Annotated in this window: 14 protein-coding genes and 1 pseudogene; 3 read left to right on the forward strand and 12 right to left on the reverse strand. The window is 56.2% G+C overall.

All coding sequences use genetic code 11. From position 1 onward, the window contains the following. Nucleotides 1-57: 57 nt before the first annotated feature. From ACZ1G7_RS11415 to ACZ1G7_RS11440, 6 genes are all read right to left on the reverse strand, one after another. Nucleotides 58-1332, reverse strand: coding sequence for an ABC transporter substrate-binding protein (locus tag ACZ1G7_RS11415; protein WP_472659524.1), 1275 nt, complete (start codon nt 1330-1332; stop codon nt 58-60). A gap of 67 nt (nt 1333-1399) precedes the next feature. After that, entirely contained in the window at nt 1400-2476 is a 1077-nt protein-coding gene (locus ACZ1G7_RS11420) for a branched-chain amino acid ABC transporter permease (RefSeq protein WP_472659525.1), read from the reverse strand. Between the two features lie 72 nt (nt 2477-2548). After that, complete coding sequence (locus tag ACZ1G7_RS11425; RefSeq protein ID WP_472659526.1) at nt 2549-3535, reverse strand: branched-chain amino acid ABC transporter permease; 987 nt, start codon at nt 3533-3535, stop codon at nt 2549-2551. A gap of 3 nt (nt 3536-3538) precedes the next feature. Beyond that, nucleotides 3539-4039 (reverse strand): hypothetical protein, encoded by a 501-nt coding sequence (locus ACZ1G7_RS11430; RefSeq protein ID WP_472659527.1) that lies wholly within the window; start codon nt 4037-4039, stop codon nt 3539-3541. Then, entirely contained in the window at nt 4032-4850 is an 819-nt protein-coding gene (locus tag ACZ1G7_RS11435) for an ABC transporter ATP-binding protein (RefSeq protein WP_472659528.1), read from the reverse strand. Before ACZ1G7_RS11435 ends, ACZ1G7_RS11430 begins: the two co-directional genes overlap by 8 nt. Nucleotides 4851-4905: 55 nt before the next feature. After that, entirely contained in the window at nt 4906-6873 is a 1968-nt protein-coding gene (locus ACZ1G7_RS11440; RefSeq protein WP_472659529.1) for an AMP-binding protein, read from the reverse strand. Between the two features lie 163 nt (nt 6874-7036). On the opposite strand from ACZ1G7_RS11440, the gene ACZ1G7_RS11445 reads away from it, so the two are divergent. After that, nucleotides 7037-7201 (forward strand): hypothetical protein, encoded by a 165-nt coding sequence (locus ACZ1G7_RS11445; RefSeq protein ID WP_472659530.1) that lies wholly within the window; start codon nt 7037-7039, stop codon nt 7199-7201. A 26-nt stretch (nt 7202-7227) separates the two neighbouring features. Here ACZ1G7_RS11445 and fdhF read toward each other — a convergent pair. The 6 genes and pseudogenes from fdhF to ACZ1G7_RS11475 form a co-directional block, all read right to left on the reverse strand. Further along, a pseudogene (gene fdhF / locus ACZ1G7_RS11450) lies at nt 7228-9989 on the reverse strand (formate dehydrogenase subunit alpha). 140 nt (nt 9990-10129) lie between these two features. Then, nucleotides 10130-10867, reverse strand: coding sequence for an SDR family NAD(P)-dependent oxidoreductase (locus tag ACZ1G7_RS11455; protein WP_472659531.1), 738 nt, complete (start codon nt 10865-10867; stop codon nt 10130-10132). Beyond that, entirely contained in the window at nt 10864-11442 is a 579-nt protein-coding gene (locus ACZ1G7_RS11460; protein WP_472659532.1) for a DUF3833 domain-containing protein, read from the reverse strand. Before ACZ1G7_RS11460 ends, ACZ1G7_RS11455 begins: the two co-directional genes overlap by 4 nt. 3 nt (nt 11443-11445) lie before the next feature. Then, entirely contained in the window at nt 11446-12684 is a 1239-nt protein-coding gene (locus ACZ1G7_RS11465) for an MFS transporter (RefSeq protein WP_472659533.1), read from the reverse strand. Next, nucleotides 12681-13439: a DUF1365 domain-containing protein gene (locus tag ACZ1G7_RS11470; RefSeq protein ID WP_472659534.1), complete on the reverse strand. Its 759-nt coding sequence runs from the start codon at nt 13437-13439 to the stop codon at nt 12681-12683. The genes ACZ1G7_RS11465 and ACZ1G7_RS11470 overlap by 4 nt, the downstream gene beginning before the upstream one ends. Next, nucleotides 13436-14731, reverse strand: coding sequence for an NAD(P)/FAD-dependent oxidoreductase (locus ACZ1G7_RS11475; RefSeq protein ID WP_472659535.1), 1296 nt, complete (start codon nt 14729-14731; stop codon nt 13436-13438). Before ACZ1G7_RS11475 ends, ACZ1G7_RS11470 begins: the two co-directional genes overlap by 4 nt. Nucleotides 14732-14956: 225 nt before the next feature. On the opposite strand from ACZ1G7_RS11475, the gene ACZ1G7_RS11480 reads away from it, so the two are divergent. Both ACZ1G7_RS11480 and ACZ1G7_RS11485 read left to right on the forward strand, forming a co-directional pair. Next, nucleotides 14957-15493: a sigma-70 family RNA polymerase sigma factor gene (locus ACZ1G7_RS11480; protein WP_472663719.1), complete on the forward strand. Its 537-nt coding sequence runs from the start codon at nt 14957-14959 to the stop codon at nt 15491-15493. An 8-nt stretch (nt 15494-15501) separates the two neighbouring features. Continuing rightward, the gene (locus ACZ1G7_RS11485) at nt 15502-16149 is read left to right on the forward strand and encodes a ChrR family anti-sigma-E factor (RefSeq protein WP_472659536.1); all 648 of its coding nucleotides are present in this window, start codon (nt 15502-15504) and stop codon (nt 16147-16149) included. The last annotated feature ends 356 nt before the right edge of the window (nt 16150-16505 follow it).

Raw genomic sequence — 16505 nt, forward strand, 5'->3', positions numbered from 1 at the left:
AGCACTCCGTCAAAGGTTGAAAACCCCGGCCCGCAATCCACGGGCCGGGGTTGAAATTTAGCAAGCTGGCGTAATGCCGGCCTCATCCGCATATGCCTTGGAATCTTCGGCAACCAGCGCTCCGATCACCTCCTGATCCGATGGCTCATAGCCCGTGATCAGGTTCCACTCACCGGCTTTTGCGTCCCACTGCGCCACGGCACCTAAGCCGTTGCCGCCATGGTTCTCGCAAGACACTTTGAATTCCGGGCCGAAGTTCGGCAGACCCAGCGCAGCCATTTTCGCTTCTGTGATCTCCAGGGCCTCCATACCATCACGCATTTGACTTGGCGTGATTTCTGCAGTGCCGTGGATTTCCTGAGCGGTCTTGGCGGATTCCGCAGCCAACATCGCCGCGTACATGCCCCGGTTGTAAAGCACGGTACCAATCTGATCGCCCGCGCCAGCAGCCTTGCCAGCATCAATCACGTATTTCTGCATGTCCTCAAACAAGGGGTAGTCCATCCCGAGGTTGTGGAAGGCAAGCGCCTTATACCCATCCGCGCCGTCACCGGCCGGAAGCACATCGTTTTCAGACCCGGACCACCAGACACCAATGAAATTCTCCATCGGGAAACGAATGTTGGTTGCTTCCTGAATGGCGACTTGGTTCATCACCCCCCAGCCCCAGAGGAACACATAGTCCGGGCGCTGCTGGCGAATTTGCAGCCATTGCGATTTCTGCTCCTGACCTGGATGGTCGACAGGCACCAGCATCAGCTCAAAGCCATGCTTTTTGGTCAGCTCCTCAAGCGTGCGGATCGGCTCCTTCCCATAGGCGGAGTTGTGATACACAAGCGCGATTTTCTTTCCGGAAATGTCGCCGCCATTCACATCCAAGACATGGTTGACCGCGTGGCTGGCCCCGTCCCAGTAGTTGGCCGGAAAATTGAACGTATGCGAGAAGACCGCACCGTTCTTGGCCGACGTCCGCCCGTAGCCCATCGTCAGAATCGGAATGCCGTCCGCCGCAGATTTTGGGATCAGCTGATAGGTGATGCCGGTGGACAGCGGTTGGTACACCAAGGCGCCCTCACCTTTCGTGGATTCGTAGCATTCAATCCCCTTCTCAGTGTTGTAGCCGGTCTCGCACTCCAACACGCGCGCCGGCACCCCACCAATGCCGCCGTCACGCTCGTTCAAAAGCGTGAAATAATCCTCATATCCATCCGCAAATGGGATGCCGTTCGAGGCGTAAGGCCCGGTCCGGTAGCTCAGCGACGGGAACACAAGGTCCGCCATCACCGGGCTCGCGGCCATCACGGCCGCCACGGTCATGCTCAGTAATTTCATCAGTTATTTCCTCCCATTGGTTTATCCGATAGTGCCGGTTGCCCCGGCCTTGTTATGTGCGCCGCCGCTAATGCGGGAACGGCCACAGTCTTAATTTCTCCTTCGCCAGACGCCAAAGCTGCGCCAGCCCGTGCGGCTCCATGATCAAGAAAATGATGATCAGACTGCCCGAGACTATAAATTGCAAATGCGCCGCCAGATCGGTGGGCCACCCCAATCCGCCCACAAACACGTTCTTTAAAAAGACGGGCAGCAGCACCATGAAAGCAGCGCCAGCGAAGGACCCAAAGATCGACCCCAGCCCGCCAATAATAATCATGAAAAGCACCAGAAACGACTTGTCGATCCCAAAGCTCTCGCCCACTTCCGCGGCCCCCAGATAGACGCTGAAAAACAGCGCCCCTGCGATACCAACGAAAAAGCCCGACACCATGAATGCCGTCAGCTTCGCCTTCATCGGGTTCACACCGATGATCTCAGCTGCAATATCCATGTCGCGGATCGCCATCCATTTGCGCCCGACCGAGCCACGCGTCAGGTTGCGTGCCACAATCGCGCAGAAGGTCACGAAGACCAGACAGATCATGTATTTCGCCCAAGCATCCGTATTGGGCCCGGTCACGATCACACCGAACACACTGCGCTCCGGCGCTGAAATCTGGCCGGAGGCGGAGTAGTTGTAGAACCACGCCACCTTATTAAACAGCCAGACCAGGAAAAACTGCGCCGCCAGCGTCGCCACGGCCAGGTAAAACCCTTTGATCCTGAGCGACGGCAGGCCAAACAACGTCACAACCGCCGCTGTGATACCACCCGATAAGATCACATGGATCACAATGGAGATCTCAGGAAACCCCGTCATCAGCTTGTAGCAGCTATAGGCCCCCACAGCCATAAACCCACCGGTCCCGAGCGAGACCTGCCCGCAATAGCCGGTCAAAATATTCAACCCAATCGCCGCAATCGCGTAGATCAAAAACGGCACAAACACCGCGTTAGCCCAATAGTCGTTGATGAAAAACGGCACGACCAAGAAAGCCACAAGCAAAACCGCATAGTAGCGGTATCGGTCAAACCGGATCGGAAAGGTCTGGCTGTCCTGCGAATAGGTAGTCGAGAAATCCCCGGCTTCACGGTAGAACATCAGCCCCGCCCTCCCAAAACGCGCTCAACACGCTTCGTTCTGTCAAAAATACTCAAATCCACGGCTGCCCCGTCAAACGCGTTCAATGATCTTCTCCCCAAACAGCCCCTGCGGGCGGAAAACCAAAAACAGCAGCGCCAGCACGTAAGCGAACCAGTTCTCCGTAGCGCCCCCCACCATCGGCCCAATCAAGAACTCGAACAGCTTCTCGCCCACGCCAATAATCAGCCCGCCAATGATTGCGCCGGGGATCGAAGTGAACCCACCCAACATCAGCACCGGCAGCGCCTTCAAGGCGATCAATGACAGGGAGAACTGAACGCCGGATTTGGCCCCCCACATGATGCCCGCCACAAGCGCGACGAACCCCGCAATCGACCAGACCAAAATCCAGATGAAGTTCAGCGAAATGCCCACCGACAAGGCCGCCTGATGGTCATCGGCCACAGCCCGCAAAGCGCGGCCTTGCTTGGTATATTGGGAAAACGCAATCAGCGCGGCCACGAGGATGATTGCCACGATGGTTGCTGAGATATCGAGGTTGTCGATGAAGAACCCGTAGCCAAAGGCCTCAAACGTGGTGACATCAATCCAATCATTGATCCCCTGCGGCAGGCCGACATCAAGCTTCTTGATATCGGCGCCCCACATGATGTCGCCGACGCCTTCCATCACGAAGGCCAGCCCAATCGTGGCCATAAACAACAAGATCGGTTCTTGGTTCACGAGATGCCGGAAAATAAACCGCTGCACCGCCCAAGCGAGAGCGACCATCACAACCATCGTCAAAAAAATCGCCAGCAGCGCGGGCACATGCCATCCAAAATGGTGGATATCCGTGCCAAAGATCGCGTTGATCAGATGCGCAAACGGCACCTGCCCCTCCATGATCCCCACCAGCGTCAGGGCCGCGAACAGCGCCATGACCCCTTGCGCGTAGTTGAATATCCCCGACGCCTTGAAGATCAAAACGAACCCCAAAGCGACCAGAGCATAGAGCACCCCCGCCATCAGCCCGTTCAGCGTCACTTCCATCGCAAAAAGAAGTTGGTCAGGCATCGCTTAGCTCTCCAATTCCGTTTCAACGACACGCAGCTCATGCCCACCGCGCGTTTGACGCTTCTGGACGCCGATGACAGGTTCAATCCACTCATGGCTCAAAAGGGCCACCTCTGCGTCACTGCCCGTGACAGTGTCGGGCACATAACGCTGATCGGTGAGTTGAGCGCGAGCCCAAGCATCGAACGGTGCAACCTCTTCGCCCTGCGAAAAGAAAACCCGGCATGCACTGAACCCGTCGCTGGGTCGTTTTTCCAAGATCATCAACGCGCCACCCTGCAGTCCCGCGAAGGCCGTTTCACTCTCCGCCAATCCTGGCAATGGCACTTCGGACAATCCTTGCGTGATCGCAGGAACTCCGTTTTCAAAGGCCAACAAACACCGCTGCTCAAACTCGTCCCACGCCCCCGCCTGCGCGCCGCCGGCCAGCATCAACGCTGCGCAAAACGTCACTACAGGGTGTGCACGGGGTGTGTACGGGTTGTGTACGCCGATTTTAGTCATGTGAGACCCCCAAATACGCATCAATCACCTCCTGATTGTTGCGCACTTCGTCGGGTGTCCCGTCGCCAATTTTGCGCCCGTAATCCATCACAACGACCCGGTCGGACAGGTCCATGACGACGCCCATATCGTGTTCAATCAGCGCAATCGTGGTGCCAAATTCGTCGTTCACGTCGAGGATAAAGCGCGACATATCCTCTTTTTCTTCAACGTTCATTCCCGCCATCGGTTCGTCCAGAAGCAGCAATTTCGGCTCCGCCGCCAGGGCCCGCGCCAGCTCCACGCGTTTCTTCAAACCGTATGGAAGCCGCCCAACAGGGGTTTTTCGGATTGCTTGAATCTCAAGGAAATCAATAATCTTCTCAACGACTTCCCGGTTTTCAACCTCTTCCCGCTCGGCCTTTCCTTTCCAGAAAGACTGCGCAAACAGCCCGGTCTTCATATGGGTCAACCGTCCCGTCATAACGTTGTCCAAAACGCTCATCCCGTTGAACAAAGCGATGTTCTGAAAGGTGCGTGCAATGCCCTGCTGGGCCACCTGGTAGGGCTTCATTGCCGGGCGTTTTGAGCCACGAAACCAAACCTCGCCATCTTGCGGATGATAGAACCCCGAAATGACATTGAGCATCGAGGATTTTCCGGCCCCGTTAGGCCCAATGATCGCGCGAATTTCACCCTCGTGGATGTCAAACGAAATGTCCTTAATCGCAACCACCCCACCAAAGCGGAGCGTGATATTCTTCATCTCCATCAAGGTGTTACCGATCTGGCGACCGTCTGACGTCACATAGTTTCCCGACATTGCGTTCATGAGTATCCCCCTCGGGATGGCGGGCGGGGCGATATCGAAGATGAGCGTCGCACCGTCATTCCGCAGCCACCTTCATCGGCGCCACAACCCGCGCATCGCGAATTTCCAAATCGGCCTTAATCGACCCTTTGCGTCCGTCTTCATAGGTCACTTCCGTCTCGGTCGAGACACGTGCCGACCCATCATAAAGCGCCGCGATTAAATCGGCGTATTTCTCTTCAATGATCCGACGGCGCACCTTCTGGGTCCGCGTCAGCTCCCCATCATCCGCATCAAGTTGTTTGTGCAGCACGATAAACCTGTGCACCTGACATCCTGCCAGCATTGGGTCCTCAGCGACGGAGGCATTCACGTCCTCAACATGGGCCTGGATCGTGTTCAACACCTGCTCATGTCCCGCCAATTCTTGGTAAGACGAATAGGCTATGTTGTTGCGTTCCGCCCAGTTCCCTACGGCGGTCAGGTCGATATTGATGAAGGCTGTGCAGCGATCGCGGCTATTGCCAAATACAACAGCCTCAAGAATATTCGGGAAGAATTTCAGTTTGTTTTCAACATATTTCGGCGCGAACAACGCTCCGTCCTGCATCTTCCCGACATCCTTGGCTCGGTCTATGATCCGAAGATGTCCCGACCCTTCTTCGATGAAACCCGCATCACCTGTCGCGACCCAACCCTCAGCATCTTTGGTATCCGCGGTGCTTTCGTCATTCTTAAAATACTTCACGAAGACACCGGGGGAGCGGTAGAACACCTCTCCACTATCGGCAATTTTCAACTCTACGCCCGGTGATGCCACGCCGACCGTATCGGATCGCACCTCGCCATCCGGTTGCTGGGTGATAAACACGCAGGCTTCTGTCTGGCCGTAGAGCTGTTTGAGATTGATCCCAAGCGAGCGGTAGAAGTCGAATATCTCAGGCCCGATGGCCTCGCCTGCGGTATAACCCACACGCACACGGCTAAACCCCAATGTGTTTTTCAATGGGCCATACACCATCAAATCGCCGAGCTTGTATTTTAGCCGGTCTAGGAAACCGACAGCCTCCCCATCCAGCATCGCTGGCCCTACCTTCTTGGCATGGGCCATGAAATGGTGAAACAACCAATGCTTGAAGCGACCCGCATCTTCCATGCGGATCATCACATTGGTCAGCTGGGTTTCAAACACGCGTGGCGGCGCAAAGTAATAAGTCGGCCCGATCTCACGCAGATCCTGATGCATGGTCTCCGGGCTTTCGGGACAATTGACACAGAACCCGGTCCAATAAGCCTGCCCGATGGAGAAGATGAAATCGCCAACCCATGCCATTGGTAGATACGCAAGGATCTCATCACCCGGCCTGAGATCATCGAATTCGGATGAGTTCTTTGAGGTTTCCACCACATTTCGGTTCGACAGCACCACGCCCTTAGGCCGCCCGGTGGTGCCGGACGTGTAAAGCATGACGCAGGTCGTATCGGCATCTTGGGTCGCCAAGCGCGCCTTCAACACGTTTTGATGGTCAGCACTTGCCGCCAAACCTGCCTTCTGTAAGTCTTCGAATCTGGACAGTTTCGAGTGATCGTATTTTCGCAGGCCGCGCGGGTCGAGATAGATCATATGGTCGAGGCCGGGCAGCTGGTCCTGCACTTCAATGACCTTGTCGACCTGCTCCTGATCCTGCGCAATAACAAAGCGTGCCCCGCAATGGTCGAGCACATAGGCAATCTCTTCTGCAACCGCATCTTGATAGAGCGGCACCGGCACGGCCCCACATTTCTGCGCGGCGACCATCGACCAATAGAAATACGGCCGGTTGCGCCCGATAATGGCCACGTGGTCACCTTCGTTGATGCCAAGCGTCATCAGACCCAAGGCGAGCGCGTCGATTTCCTGTTCCGTTTCAGCCCAGCTCCAGCTTTGCCAGATACCGAATTCTTTTTCGCGGTATGCAGGCTTCCCCCCATGGCGTGCGACGTTGCGCGCGAGAAGCTGCGGAATGGTCTGAAACTCTGCGGATGCAGTTTCAGTTGGTGCCAAGATATCCTCCCAGAACAAGTCACCTGCCCGGATTTATGTCCGATGCGAGCCCAATACTGTGCGGGCGGGGCGGCATCCGTCAAATAGTTTTTTGAACAATCGTTCATATAATTAGAAAAAGGCCGACCTGACGCATCCAAGATTCCATGCTAAGACATGAAACATGGATATTATTGCTCTTGGATTTTATGCCTGTGTCTGCGGGCTTCTTAGCATTTTCGCGCCGCAATTGGGCACGATCTATGTACGCCTAGGTGTAGGCGCTGCTGTCGGTGCCGTATCAGCCGTCGTTTTGCCGCTGGTGCGCGGTATGATGGGCGACTACTGACGCCGCCCGATCCTTTGTTCGGCAAATTATTCGGCGGCCACGGCCTCAACCGGCTTTTCGACTCGCACGGCGGAGAATTTGAACTCAGGAATTTTGCCGTAGGGGTCGAGCGCAGAATTGGTCAGAATATTGGCTGCGGCTTCCACATAGGCGAAAGGCAGGAACACGTTATCCTCCGACACCGCCCGATCTGCGCGCGCCATAACCGTGACCGTTCCCCGGCGCGTTGTCAGTTGGATCATACCGCCCGGTTCAACACCCAGCTTGCGCAGCGTTTTCGGATGCAGGGAGCAGTTCGCTTCCGGCTCAAGCCCGTCCAAAACACTGGCGCGCCGCGTCATAGAGCCCGTGTGCCAATGCTCCAGCTGACGGCCAGTAATAAGAATGAACGGATAATCCGCATCCGGGCTTTCGTCGGGCGCGATCACATTCGCAGGCGTGAACCGCGCGCGGCCGCCCTGGCGCGGAAAACCGTCGCCAAACACAATAGGCTGGCCCGGGTCTTCGGGGCTGAGCGACGGATAGGTCACCGCCTCACCCTCAAGCCGCTCCCACGTAATATTGTCGAGCGATCCCATATTCATCTTCATCTCTGCAAAGACCTGTTTGGGATGCGTATACGTCCAGCCGAGCCCAAGCCGCTTTGCCAATTCGGTCTCAATCCACCAGTCTTCTTTGGCGTCACCGGGGGCGAGATCGCGGGGCGGCCCATTTGGACCTGACGGTTGGTGTTGGTGACAGTGCCGGTTTTTTCGGCCCAGGCAGAGGCGGGAAGGATCACATCAGCATAATTCGCGGTTTCCGTAAGGAAAATATCTTGCACAACCAAATGGTCGAGCTTGGCCAAGGCGTCGCGGGCGTGATCTACATCGGGATCGGACATGGCCGGGTTTTCACCCAAGACGTACATGCCTTTGATTTCGTCATTGTGGATCGCGTCCATAATTTCAACGACTGTCAGACCTTTCTCATTCGAGAAGTCTTCGGACTGCCACACATCGTTAAAGGCTGATCTCACACCATCGTCGGTGACCGACTTGTAGTCTGGCAAGAACATCGGAATCAGGCCAGCGTCAGACGCGCCCTGTACGTTGTTTTGACCGCGCAGCGGGTGCAGGCCTGCGCCGGGGCGACCGACATGGCCGCACATCAGTGCGAGACTGATTAAACAACGGGAATTGTCGGTTCCGTGGATGTGTTGCGACACGCCCATGCCCCAGAAAATCATACCAGCTTGGGCGCCTGCGAATGTTCGCGCCACGTCACGCAGAACGTCGGGCGCGATGCCGCAAATCTCTGACATTTTTTCAGGCGTGAAATCGGAAAGATGGGCTTTCATCTCTTCCCAATTTTCTGTGTATCCTGCGATATATTGCTCGTCATAAAGACCTTCTTCGACGATCACATTCATGATCGCGTTCAGCATCGAGACATCCGCGCCGGGGCGGAATTGCAGCATATGCGAGGCGTAGCGTTTCAACCCCTGCCCACGCGGGTCCATCACGATCAGCTTACCGCCGCGTTTGGTGAATTGCTTGAAATAGGTCGCGGCGACGGGGTGGTTTTCGGTCGGGTTCGCGCCAATCACGATGGCCACATCGGCGTTTTCAATTTCATTGAATGTCGCGGTCACAGCGCCAGACCCCACGTTTTCCAGAAGCGCAGACACGGAAGACGCGTGGCACAGCCGCGTGCAGTGATCGACATTGTTGTGCTTGAACGCCTGACGGATCAGCTTTTGGAAAAGGTACGCTTCCTCATTCGAACATTTGGCCGAGCCAAAGCCCGCAATTTCACGTCCACGGCCCTTCATGCCGTTGGCAGCGAAATCCAACGCCTCATCCCATGTTGCTTCGCGGAAATGGGTGGACAGGTCGGACGGATCAACGTTCAGACTCTTGGCGGGCGCGTCTTCGCGGCGGATCAAGGGTTTCGTCAGACGGTGTTTGTGGTCGACATAGTCGAAACCGAACCGGCCTTTGACGCAAAGGCGGTTTTCGTTCGCCGGGCCGTCAATACCGTCAACCCATGCGATTTTATCATCTTTGATTTTGTAGGACAGCTGGCAACCCACACCGCAATAGGGACAAACTGATTTCACCTCATGGTCGAAATCTTTCAAATCGCCTTTCTGGTTTTCGTCCACGGCCGTGGCGGGCATCAAAGCCCCTGTTGGGCAGGCCTGCACACATTCGCCACACGCCACGCAGGACGACGCGCCCATAGGATCATCAATGTCGAAAACCGGGTAGGCATCATGGCCCCGACCGGCCATGCCAATCACATCATTGACCTGAACTTCGCGGCAGGCGCGCACGCATAGACCACAGCTGATGCAGGCATCCAGGTTGACGCTCATCGCGACGTGGGAATTGTCCAGGAGCGGGACGCGGTCTTTTTCCAATTCGGGGAAACGGCTTTCAGCGACGCCTTGGGCGTCAGCCATGTCCCACATATGCGAGGATTTATCATGCGCCGAATCGCGCTCTGGCTGGTCAGTGACCAGCATCTCCATCACAGTGCGACGGGCATTCGTTTCGCGTTCCCCTTGTGAGGAGACGACCATACCTTCGGAGGGTTCGCGGATACACGAGGCCGCCAAGACGCGCTCGCCATCAATTGACACCATGCAGGCCCGGCAATTGCCGTCGCTGCGGTAGCCCGGCGCGTCCTTGTGGCACAAATGTGGGATCGTCGTGCCCGCACGCTTGGCGACTTCCCAAATGGTTTCGCCCGCGTTCGCTTCTACTTCGGTGCCGTCGAGCGTGAATTTGATGGTGTCAGACATAGTCAGAGTCTCCCTTGACGGGGAGTTTAGCCTGAAACCCGCGCGCGTTTAGCCGTTCACAGGCGACCTAGAGACGCGGTTTTACGCCATGGGCGTTTCCGTTCGGAGACATCCGACGCATATGAGGAAAGTTGTCGAGGTTAGGATTTTCCAAACAGGCGGAAATATAGCCAGTCGGGCAGGAATTGGCTGCCGCGGAAAATCAGGCTGAAAAGCGTCGGAAAACTACGCTTGAAACCGCCGAATTTCATGTGGTTGAACATGATCTGCGCGGCCTCATCAGGCTGCATCAGGAAGGGCATGTTGAAATCGTTCTTGTCCGTGAGCTGCGTTTTGATGAAGCCTGGATTAGCGACCTGGACGTCAACACCGGTCTTGCGCAGGTCGCATTCCATACACTCTGCAAGGCTCATCGCAGCCGCCTTGGAGGCGGTGTAGCCGATGGAGCCGGGCAAGCCCCGAAACCCGGTGAGCGAGGATGTGATAACAATGTGCCCGTCATCCTTCGCAACCATCGGGGGTACGACATGACCTAAAACCCGAGCCATACCCGTCATGTTGATGTCGAGCATCGCAGTGACCTTCGCAACATCCCAATCTTGCGCGCCCATGGGCCAATAGACACCTGCAAGATGAACGTAGCCATCGATCTCGCCTACGTCCTTGGCCGCTCGGGCAACATCGTCGGCATCACTTACATCGATGGTGACATAGCGCGCAGCCGGACCAAGATCAGCAACAACACGCTTTAGATCATCTTCGCCCCGTGCGGAGACGATAACCTGCGCGCCGGCCGCGACCAGCTTATGCGCAAGCGCCTCGCCCAGCCCAGCAGAGGCGCCGACCAGCCAGTAGGTCTTGTCTTTGAAAGACCTCACGCAGCTTCTTTCTGATCCACATCGACTTTGCGCATGGTGGCGACCAGCTCAGCCACTTTTATGCCGAACTTACGGAACTGGCTGCGGTTCATGATGGTGCCGTTTTCAACGAGATACATCCAGTCAACCGCGTCCAACACGTGGCCGCCCGCATCGTCTGCGAGTTTAATCTTGTAGAGCAATTGCAAGGCCGACCCCTTTGATTCCCCACGACCATCGCCGATGACATCGGGCGCGGTCGCTTTGACCGAGCCGTCATTGCCGAGCGTCAGGGTCCAGCAACGATCCTGTACGGAGCCGCTGTCATAGTAAAAACGTTCGGTCATCGTCCCGACATTCCCATCCCAAGTGACATTCATATCGGCAGTAAAACGCGATGAAACGCGGCCAGATGGGCCGTAGATGATGCCTTCGCACAAAAGTGGGCCGCTCAAATGCTCGCGCAGGTTCAGCGCAGGTCCACTATCGACGTAATCGTCAGGCTGCTGTGCTGTGAAACTTAATTTGCGTTGATGCAAAAGGATCAGCGAGAGCACGACAATCGCGCCGATCAACAAATATGTTAGAACTTCCATACGTCAGTCCTCCAATGGGGTTATGGCCAAAAGGCCCATGGCTACGAGTTTCAGGATGCAAGGCACCAACGCGTAGAGAAGCGTAAGCGCCTGAAGGGCTGTGTCAGAATTGTCCGCCGCGCCAGACGTAAACCCTGCAAGTTGCAAAATCGGCAACAACACGGCGGCGGCGAAGGCGAGCGTAAATTTCGACACAAGGGACCACAGCCCGAATCCCTGCCCGCCATTTGGTGACACCTGCGCCATGCGCCGCGCGAACATCGCGGGCAAAAGCGTCAGGTCAGCGCCAATCGTGGCCCCAGAGGCCACACAGACGAGCGCAAAAATCCATAGATCGCCCTGCCCCAACGCCAAGACGATGGAGTAGGAGGCGATTGCGAGCGCCATGGCGCTCAGCAGTGTTTTCTTGGGGCCGATCCGGTCGGATAACCGTGCCCAAAACGGCGCCGATGCAGCAGCAGCCAGGAAGAAAAGCACCAGCAGCGGGCCTTCCCATCCGGGCGCGCCGAGGCGGCTTTCGACATAGAAAAGAAACAGAGTTGAGCTAACCGCCAATGGCGTTGCGTTGAACAACGCCAGTATTAACAAGCGCTTTGCGGTAACGTCTGCCAGGATCATCTTTATCGGCGCAGGGTCTTGCGTGCCCCCACCGGTCCATTCGGGCGTCATCCAGATCAGCGCGGCCAACACGAACAGGCAAAAGGAGACCGCGAAAATGGCAAAAGGGGCGTCGAAAATAGGTTCCAAAACACTTGGAGCGACAGCAGCGAGGCAAACGCCAAGCAGTGCACCGGTTTCCCGCCAGGCAGCAAGGCGGGTGTGTCCGTTGTTCAGCGATCTGGCTTTGGTGACGCCTTCGGCGTAGAAATTAATGGTCAGAAAGCTGAATGCCGTGAAGAGCCCGGTGATCATCAGGCCAAACCACCAGACCGCGTTGATCGGCGGCGACACTGCGAACAATCCGTACATGGAGGCGGCTAGAACAAGCCCCGCCCCCCAAACCGCTACGCTGCGCAGTTTGCCTAATCGTTCGCTTATCCAGCCCAAGACGGGGTCTTGCACCACGTCAAACAAGCGCAATCCGAACAGAACCAAGCCCAGCAGCGTCAGGCTGATCCCAAAATTGTCTGCGTAGAATTTAGGCGCATAAATATAGATCGGAAGCCCGGCGCCAGAAAGCACTGCGCCAAACAACGACCACGCCGGCAGGCGGGCCGCTTGAGCTGTGGCAAGCGCGCTCATCTTGAGACTTCTTCCGTAGGGGGTTCTGGCCGGGTGCGGAAAGATGCGCCTTTCCACCAGAGCTTTAATGCCTGCCAGTGGATCAGGCCCAGAACGCGGCGCGACCCGAGCGGACGTCGCAGGCAGGCGCGCAAGATCGACAGATTTGTAAGAGGTGCACGCCTACCAGTGAGCGTGGCCAAAAGCCCGTTCTTGCCGGCATTATAGTCAATCCAAATGCCAATCTTGTCGTCCCGAATATCAAAGCGGAACTGGTAACCACCTTCGACCGGCTGAAACGGTGACACGTAGAAAATCTTGCTGGCTTCCAGCGTGTCGGTGGGTTCGATAACGCGCTTATCAGAATGGGCGCATATGTAGGAGTGGCGGTCGCCATAGGTGTTGGACACCTCGGACACGACGACGCGCAGCTTGTCTTGGGCGTCGAAACCCAGCCAAAAACTGACCGGATTGAAGACATGGCCCAAGACCCGCGGTTGCGCCAGCAATGCTGTGCGGACCACAACATCGGCTAAACCATGTGCCCCGATCACGTCGCGGAACCACGCCGCGCCTTGCCCCTGCTTCGGCGCGCCGCCGTGATCACTTGTCCAAAGCGAAATGAGATTGCCGCGGTCACGGGAAAACAATGCGGGGCCGCGTGTGTCGCGCTCAAGGTCGAGCAAAACGTAATCTACGCCGTAAGAGAAGGCGTTTTCAATGTCGCCCTTGCGCCCGTGGAATGTCGTGCCGGCGATATGTTGGATGGTGTTCAAGCTGCCGCCACGCTGACGTCATGGGCGAGCAATGCATCCGCGACGTCAATCGCGCTGGACAGCCCGTCTTCATGGAAGCCGTTCTTCATCCACGCACCACAGAACCATGTGCGGTTGGTGCCGTTTGTGGCAGCGATGTCTTTCTGAGCCTTCAATGCGCCCAAATCGAAGACCGGGTGCATGAATGTATTGGTATCGTAGATCAGCTCTTCGCGGATCGGGCGGGTCGAATTCAGCGTGACAAACATTTGGTCATCAGCCGGGATTGGTTGCAGCGAGTTCATCCAATAGGTCAGATCGATCTCATCACGCGCACCGATCACATCTTCGCAATAGCTCCAGCTGGCCCAGACCTTACGGCGTTTGGGCATCAAAGACGTGTCTGCGTGCAGGACGGCCGTGTTGGGCTGATAGCGCACCGCTCCGAGCGACGCCGCCTCAACCGGGGAAGCATCTGCCAAAAGCGAAAGCGCCTGATCAGAATGTGTGGCGAAGATCACCTCATCAAATTCTTCCGCGACGCCGCCAACGGGTGTGACAGAGGCACTGACCGGGCCACGAGTGACGCCAGATATCGGCGCGCCGAGGCGAATATCTACGCCCTTCTGCCGCAGATCATTTTCAAGCCGCGTGACATACTGGATGGAGCCGCCTTGGACGGTGCGCCATTGATGTTGATCGTAATATCCCATCAGCCCATGGTTCTTCATGAACCGCACCAAGGCCTGGGCCGGGAAATCCATCATTCGTTCCAGTGGCGTTGACCAAATCGCCCCGGTGAGTGGCAGCAAGTAGTGGTCGCGAAACCACTTTCCGGTGCCAAGCAGGGCAAGAAAATCGCCGATGCTTTGGTCCGAGTCCGATGTCAGCTCGCTCGCGCGGGCATTGAAACGTTGGATATCACGCAGCATCCGAAGGAAGCGCGGATCGGCGACATTGCGGCGCTGCGCGAAAATTGCATCAACGCTGTGCAACGCATATTCCAACTTGCCACCCGCGACAGACACACCAAAGCTCATGCTGCTGTCGATAGTGGGCACGTCCAGCTCTGCGAATAGCTTGACCAAATTGGGGTAATTCACTTCGTTATATACGATAAATCCAGTATCCACCGGCTGTTGGCCAGACTTGCCTGCCATCACGGTTCGCGCATGTCCACCAAGGCGCTTGTCAGCTTCAAACAGTGTCACATGGCAATTCGCGGCCAGTCTTTGTGCCGCCCCCATCCCGGAAATGCCCCCACCGATTACAGCGATGCGCCTCGGCGCGACGGGCAAATTTTCAAAAGGCATTCATATCTCCAGCACGGAATTTTTCGTTGTATGTCATACGGTCACGCGCGCCTTCCGGATTAAAGAGAAATATCTGATCCAATTGCGCATTGGCGCCGTAATCATCACATGTTGAGCGAAGTAGAGACCGTTGAAGTGCCTTCCGGGTTGCCAACCGCCTTAAAAGGTGCAGCCATTAAGATGGCTGTCGACAAGTCAAAAAAGCGGCGAAAAACATCGAGCAATATGACTGAAGAACGAAATTGGATTGACTGCATGGCGCGGATCAAAGCCTCCCAAGATCGGGAAGCATTTGCCGAGTTATTCAGCCACTTTGGACCTAGGGTGAAAGCGTTTCTGATGAAATCAGGATCGAACATGTCAATGGCAGAGGAATGTACACAGGACGTGATGGTCACGCTCTGGCGCAAAGCGCATATGTTCGACCCCTCACGCGCATCTGTGTCGACCTGGATTTTTACCATTGCACGCAACCGGCGGATCGACCTGATCCGCAAAGAACGCAGGCCCGAACCAGATGAACTGACTTGGGGTCCTGAGGCGGAACCAGAACCTTCTGAGGTTCTGGGGTTGCAGCAAGAGAGCAAACAGCTTGTGGCCGCAATAGCCGAGCTGCCGGAAAAGCAGCGCGAGTTGATCCAAAAAGCATATTTTGGCGACCTGACACATTCAGAAATTGCCGCAGAAACAGGTCTGCCACTCGGCACGATCAAATCAAGAATCCGCCTCGCACTAGAGCGCCTGAGGCATGTAATGAAATGAACAGTGACATGACACCGATCAAACATCATTTATCCGACGCACTCTTGATGGGCTACGCAGCAGGCACGCTGCCTGAAGCCTTCAATCTTGTCGTCGCTACTCATATTTCGCTTTGTGATGAATGCCGGGCGCGCCTAGGCGCGTTTGAGGCTGTCGGCGGCGCAGTGTTGGAGAAAGTTGGCACTGCCGACATGTCTTCAACACTGTCAGACGTGTTTGACATCATCGACACGGATGCACCCCAGATGCGCTCAAAACCCAAAGCACCCAAATCGGATGTTTTCCCGGATGTGCTTCGCGACTATGTCGGTAGCGATCTGGACGGCGTAAAATGGCGATCCGTTGGGATGGGCGTGAAACAAGCTATTCTTGAGACGTCAAAATCGGCATCCGTCCGGCTGTTGCATATTCCAGCTGGCGCACAAATGCCGGATCATGGGCATCGCGGGACCGAATTGACTCTGGTGCTACAAGGCGCGTTCAGGGACGAGGCCGACCGTTTCGCACGCGGCGACATTGAGATTGCGACCGAAGCGGATCATCATACACCTGTTGCTGAGGAAGGTGCCGCCTGCATTTGCCTCGCCGCGACCGACGCGCCGTTGAAGTTCCAGGGCGTGATTGCCCGCATTGCGCAAAAATTCGCGCGCATCTAGCGTTTTGCAAAGACTGACAGAGGGGCTGCCTAACGGCGGTCTCTTTGGGTTTAAGGGCTAAGCATATCCGCCCACCCCATCTTTATAGTAAGGAATCAACTACTTGTCTTGATTGACCCCGGTCGTCAGATTGAGGTTATGAGTGGGGGCTCTAAGCAGAAGGGCCACTGGGGTGACCATATTTGGCGAGACTCGCTACACTCGTATCTATGCACCAGAAGCTCTTCGTTCCCGGCGCGTTGCGAGGCACGTGCTTCCGTTAATCGTTTTCTCCTCGGGCGATGAGACGGAGCCGCTTTGCGACGCGCCGGTGAGCATGGATATCTCGGCGCTGCACATGGTCATCATGACCTGCT

Source organism: Litoreibacter sp. JB4-2 (assembly GCF_055693445.1).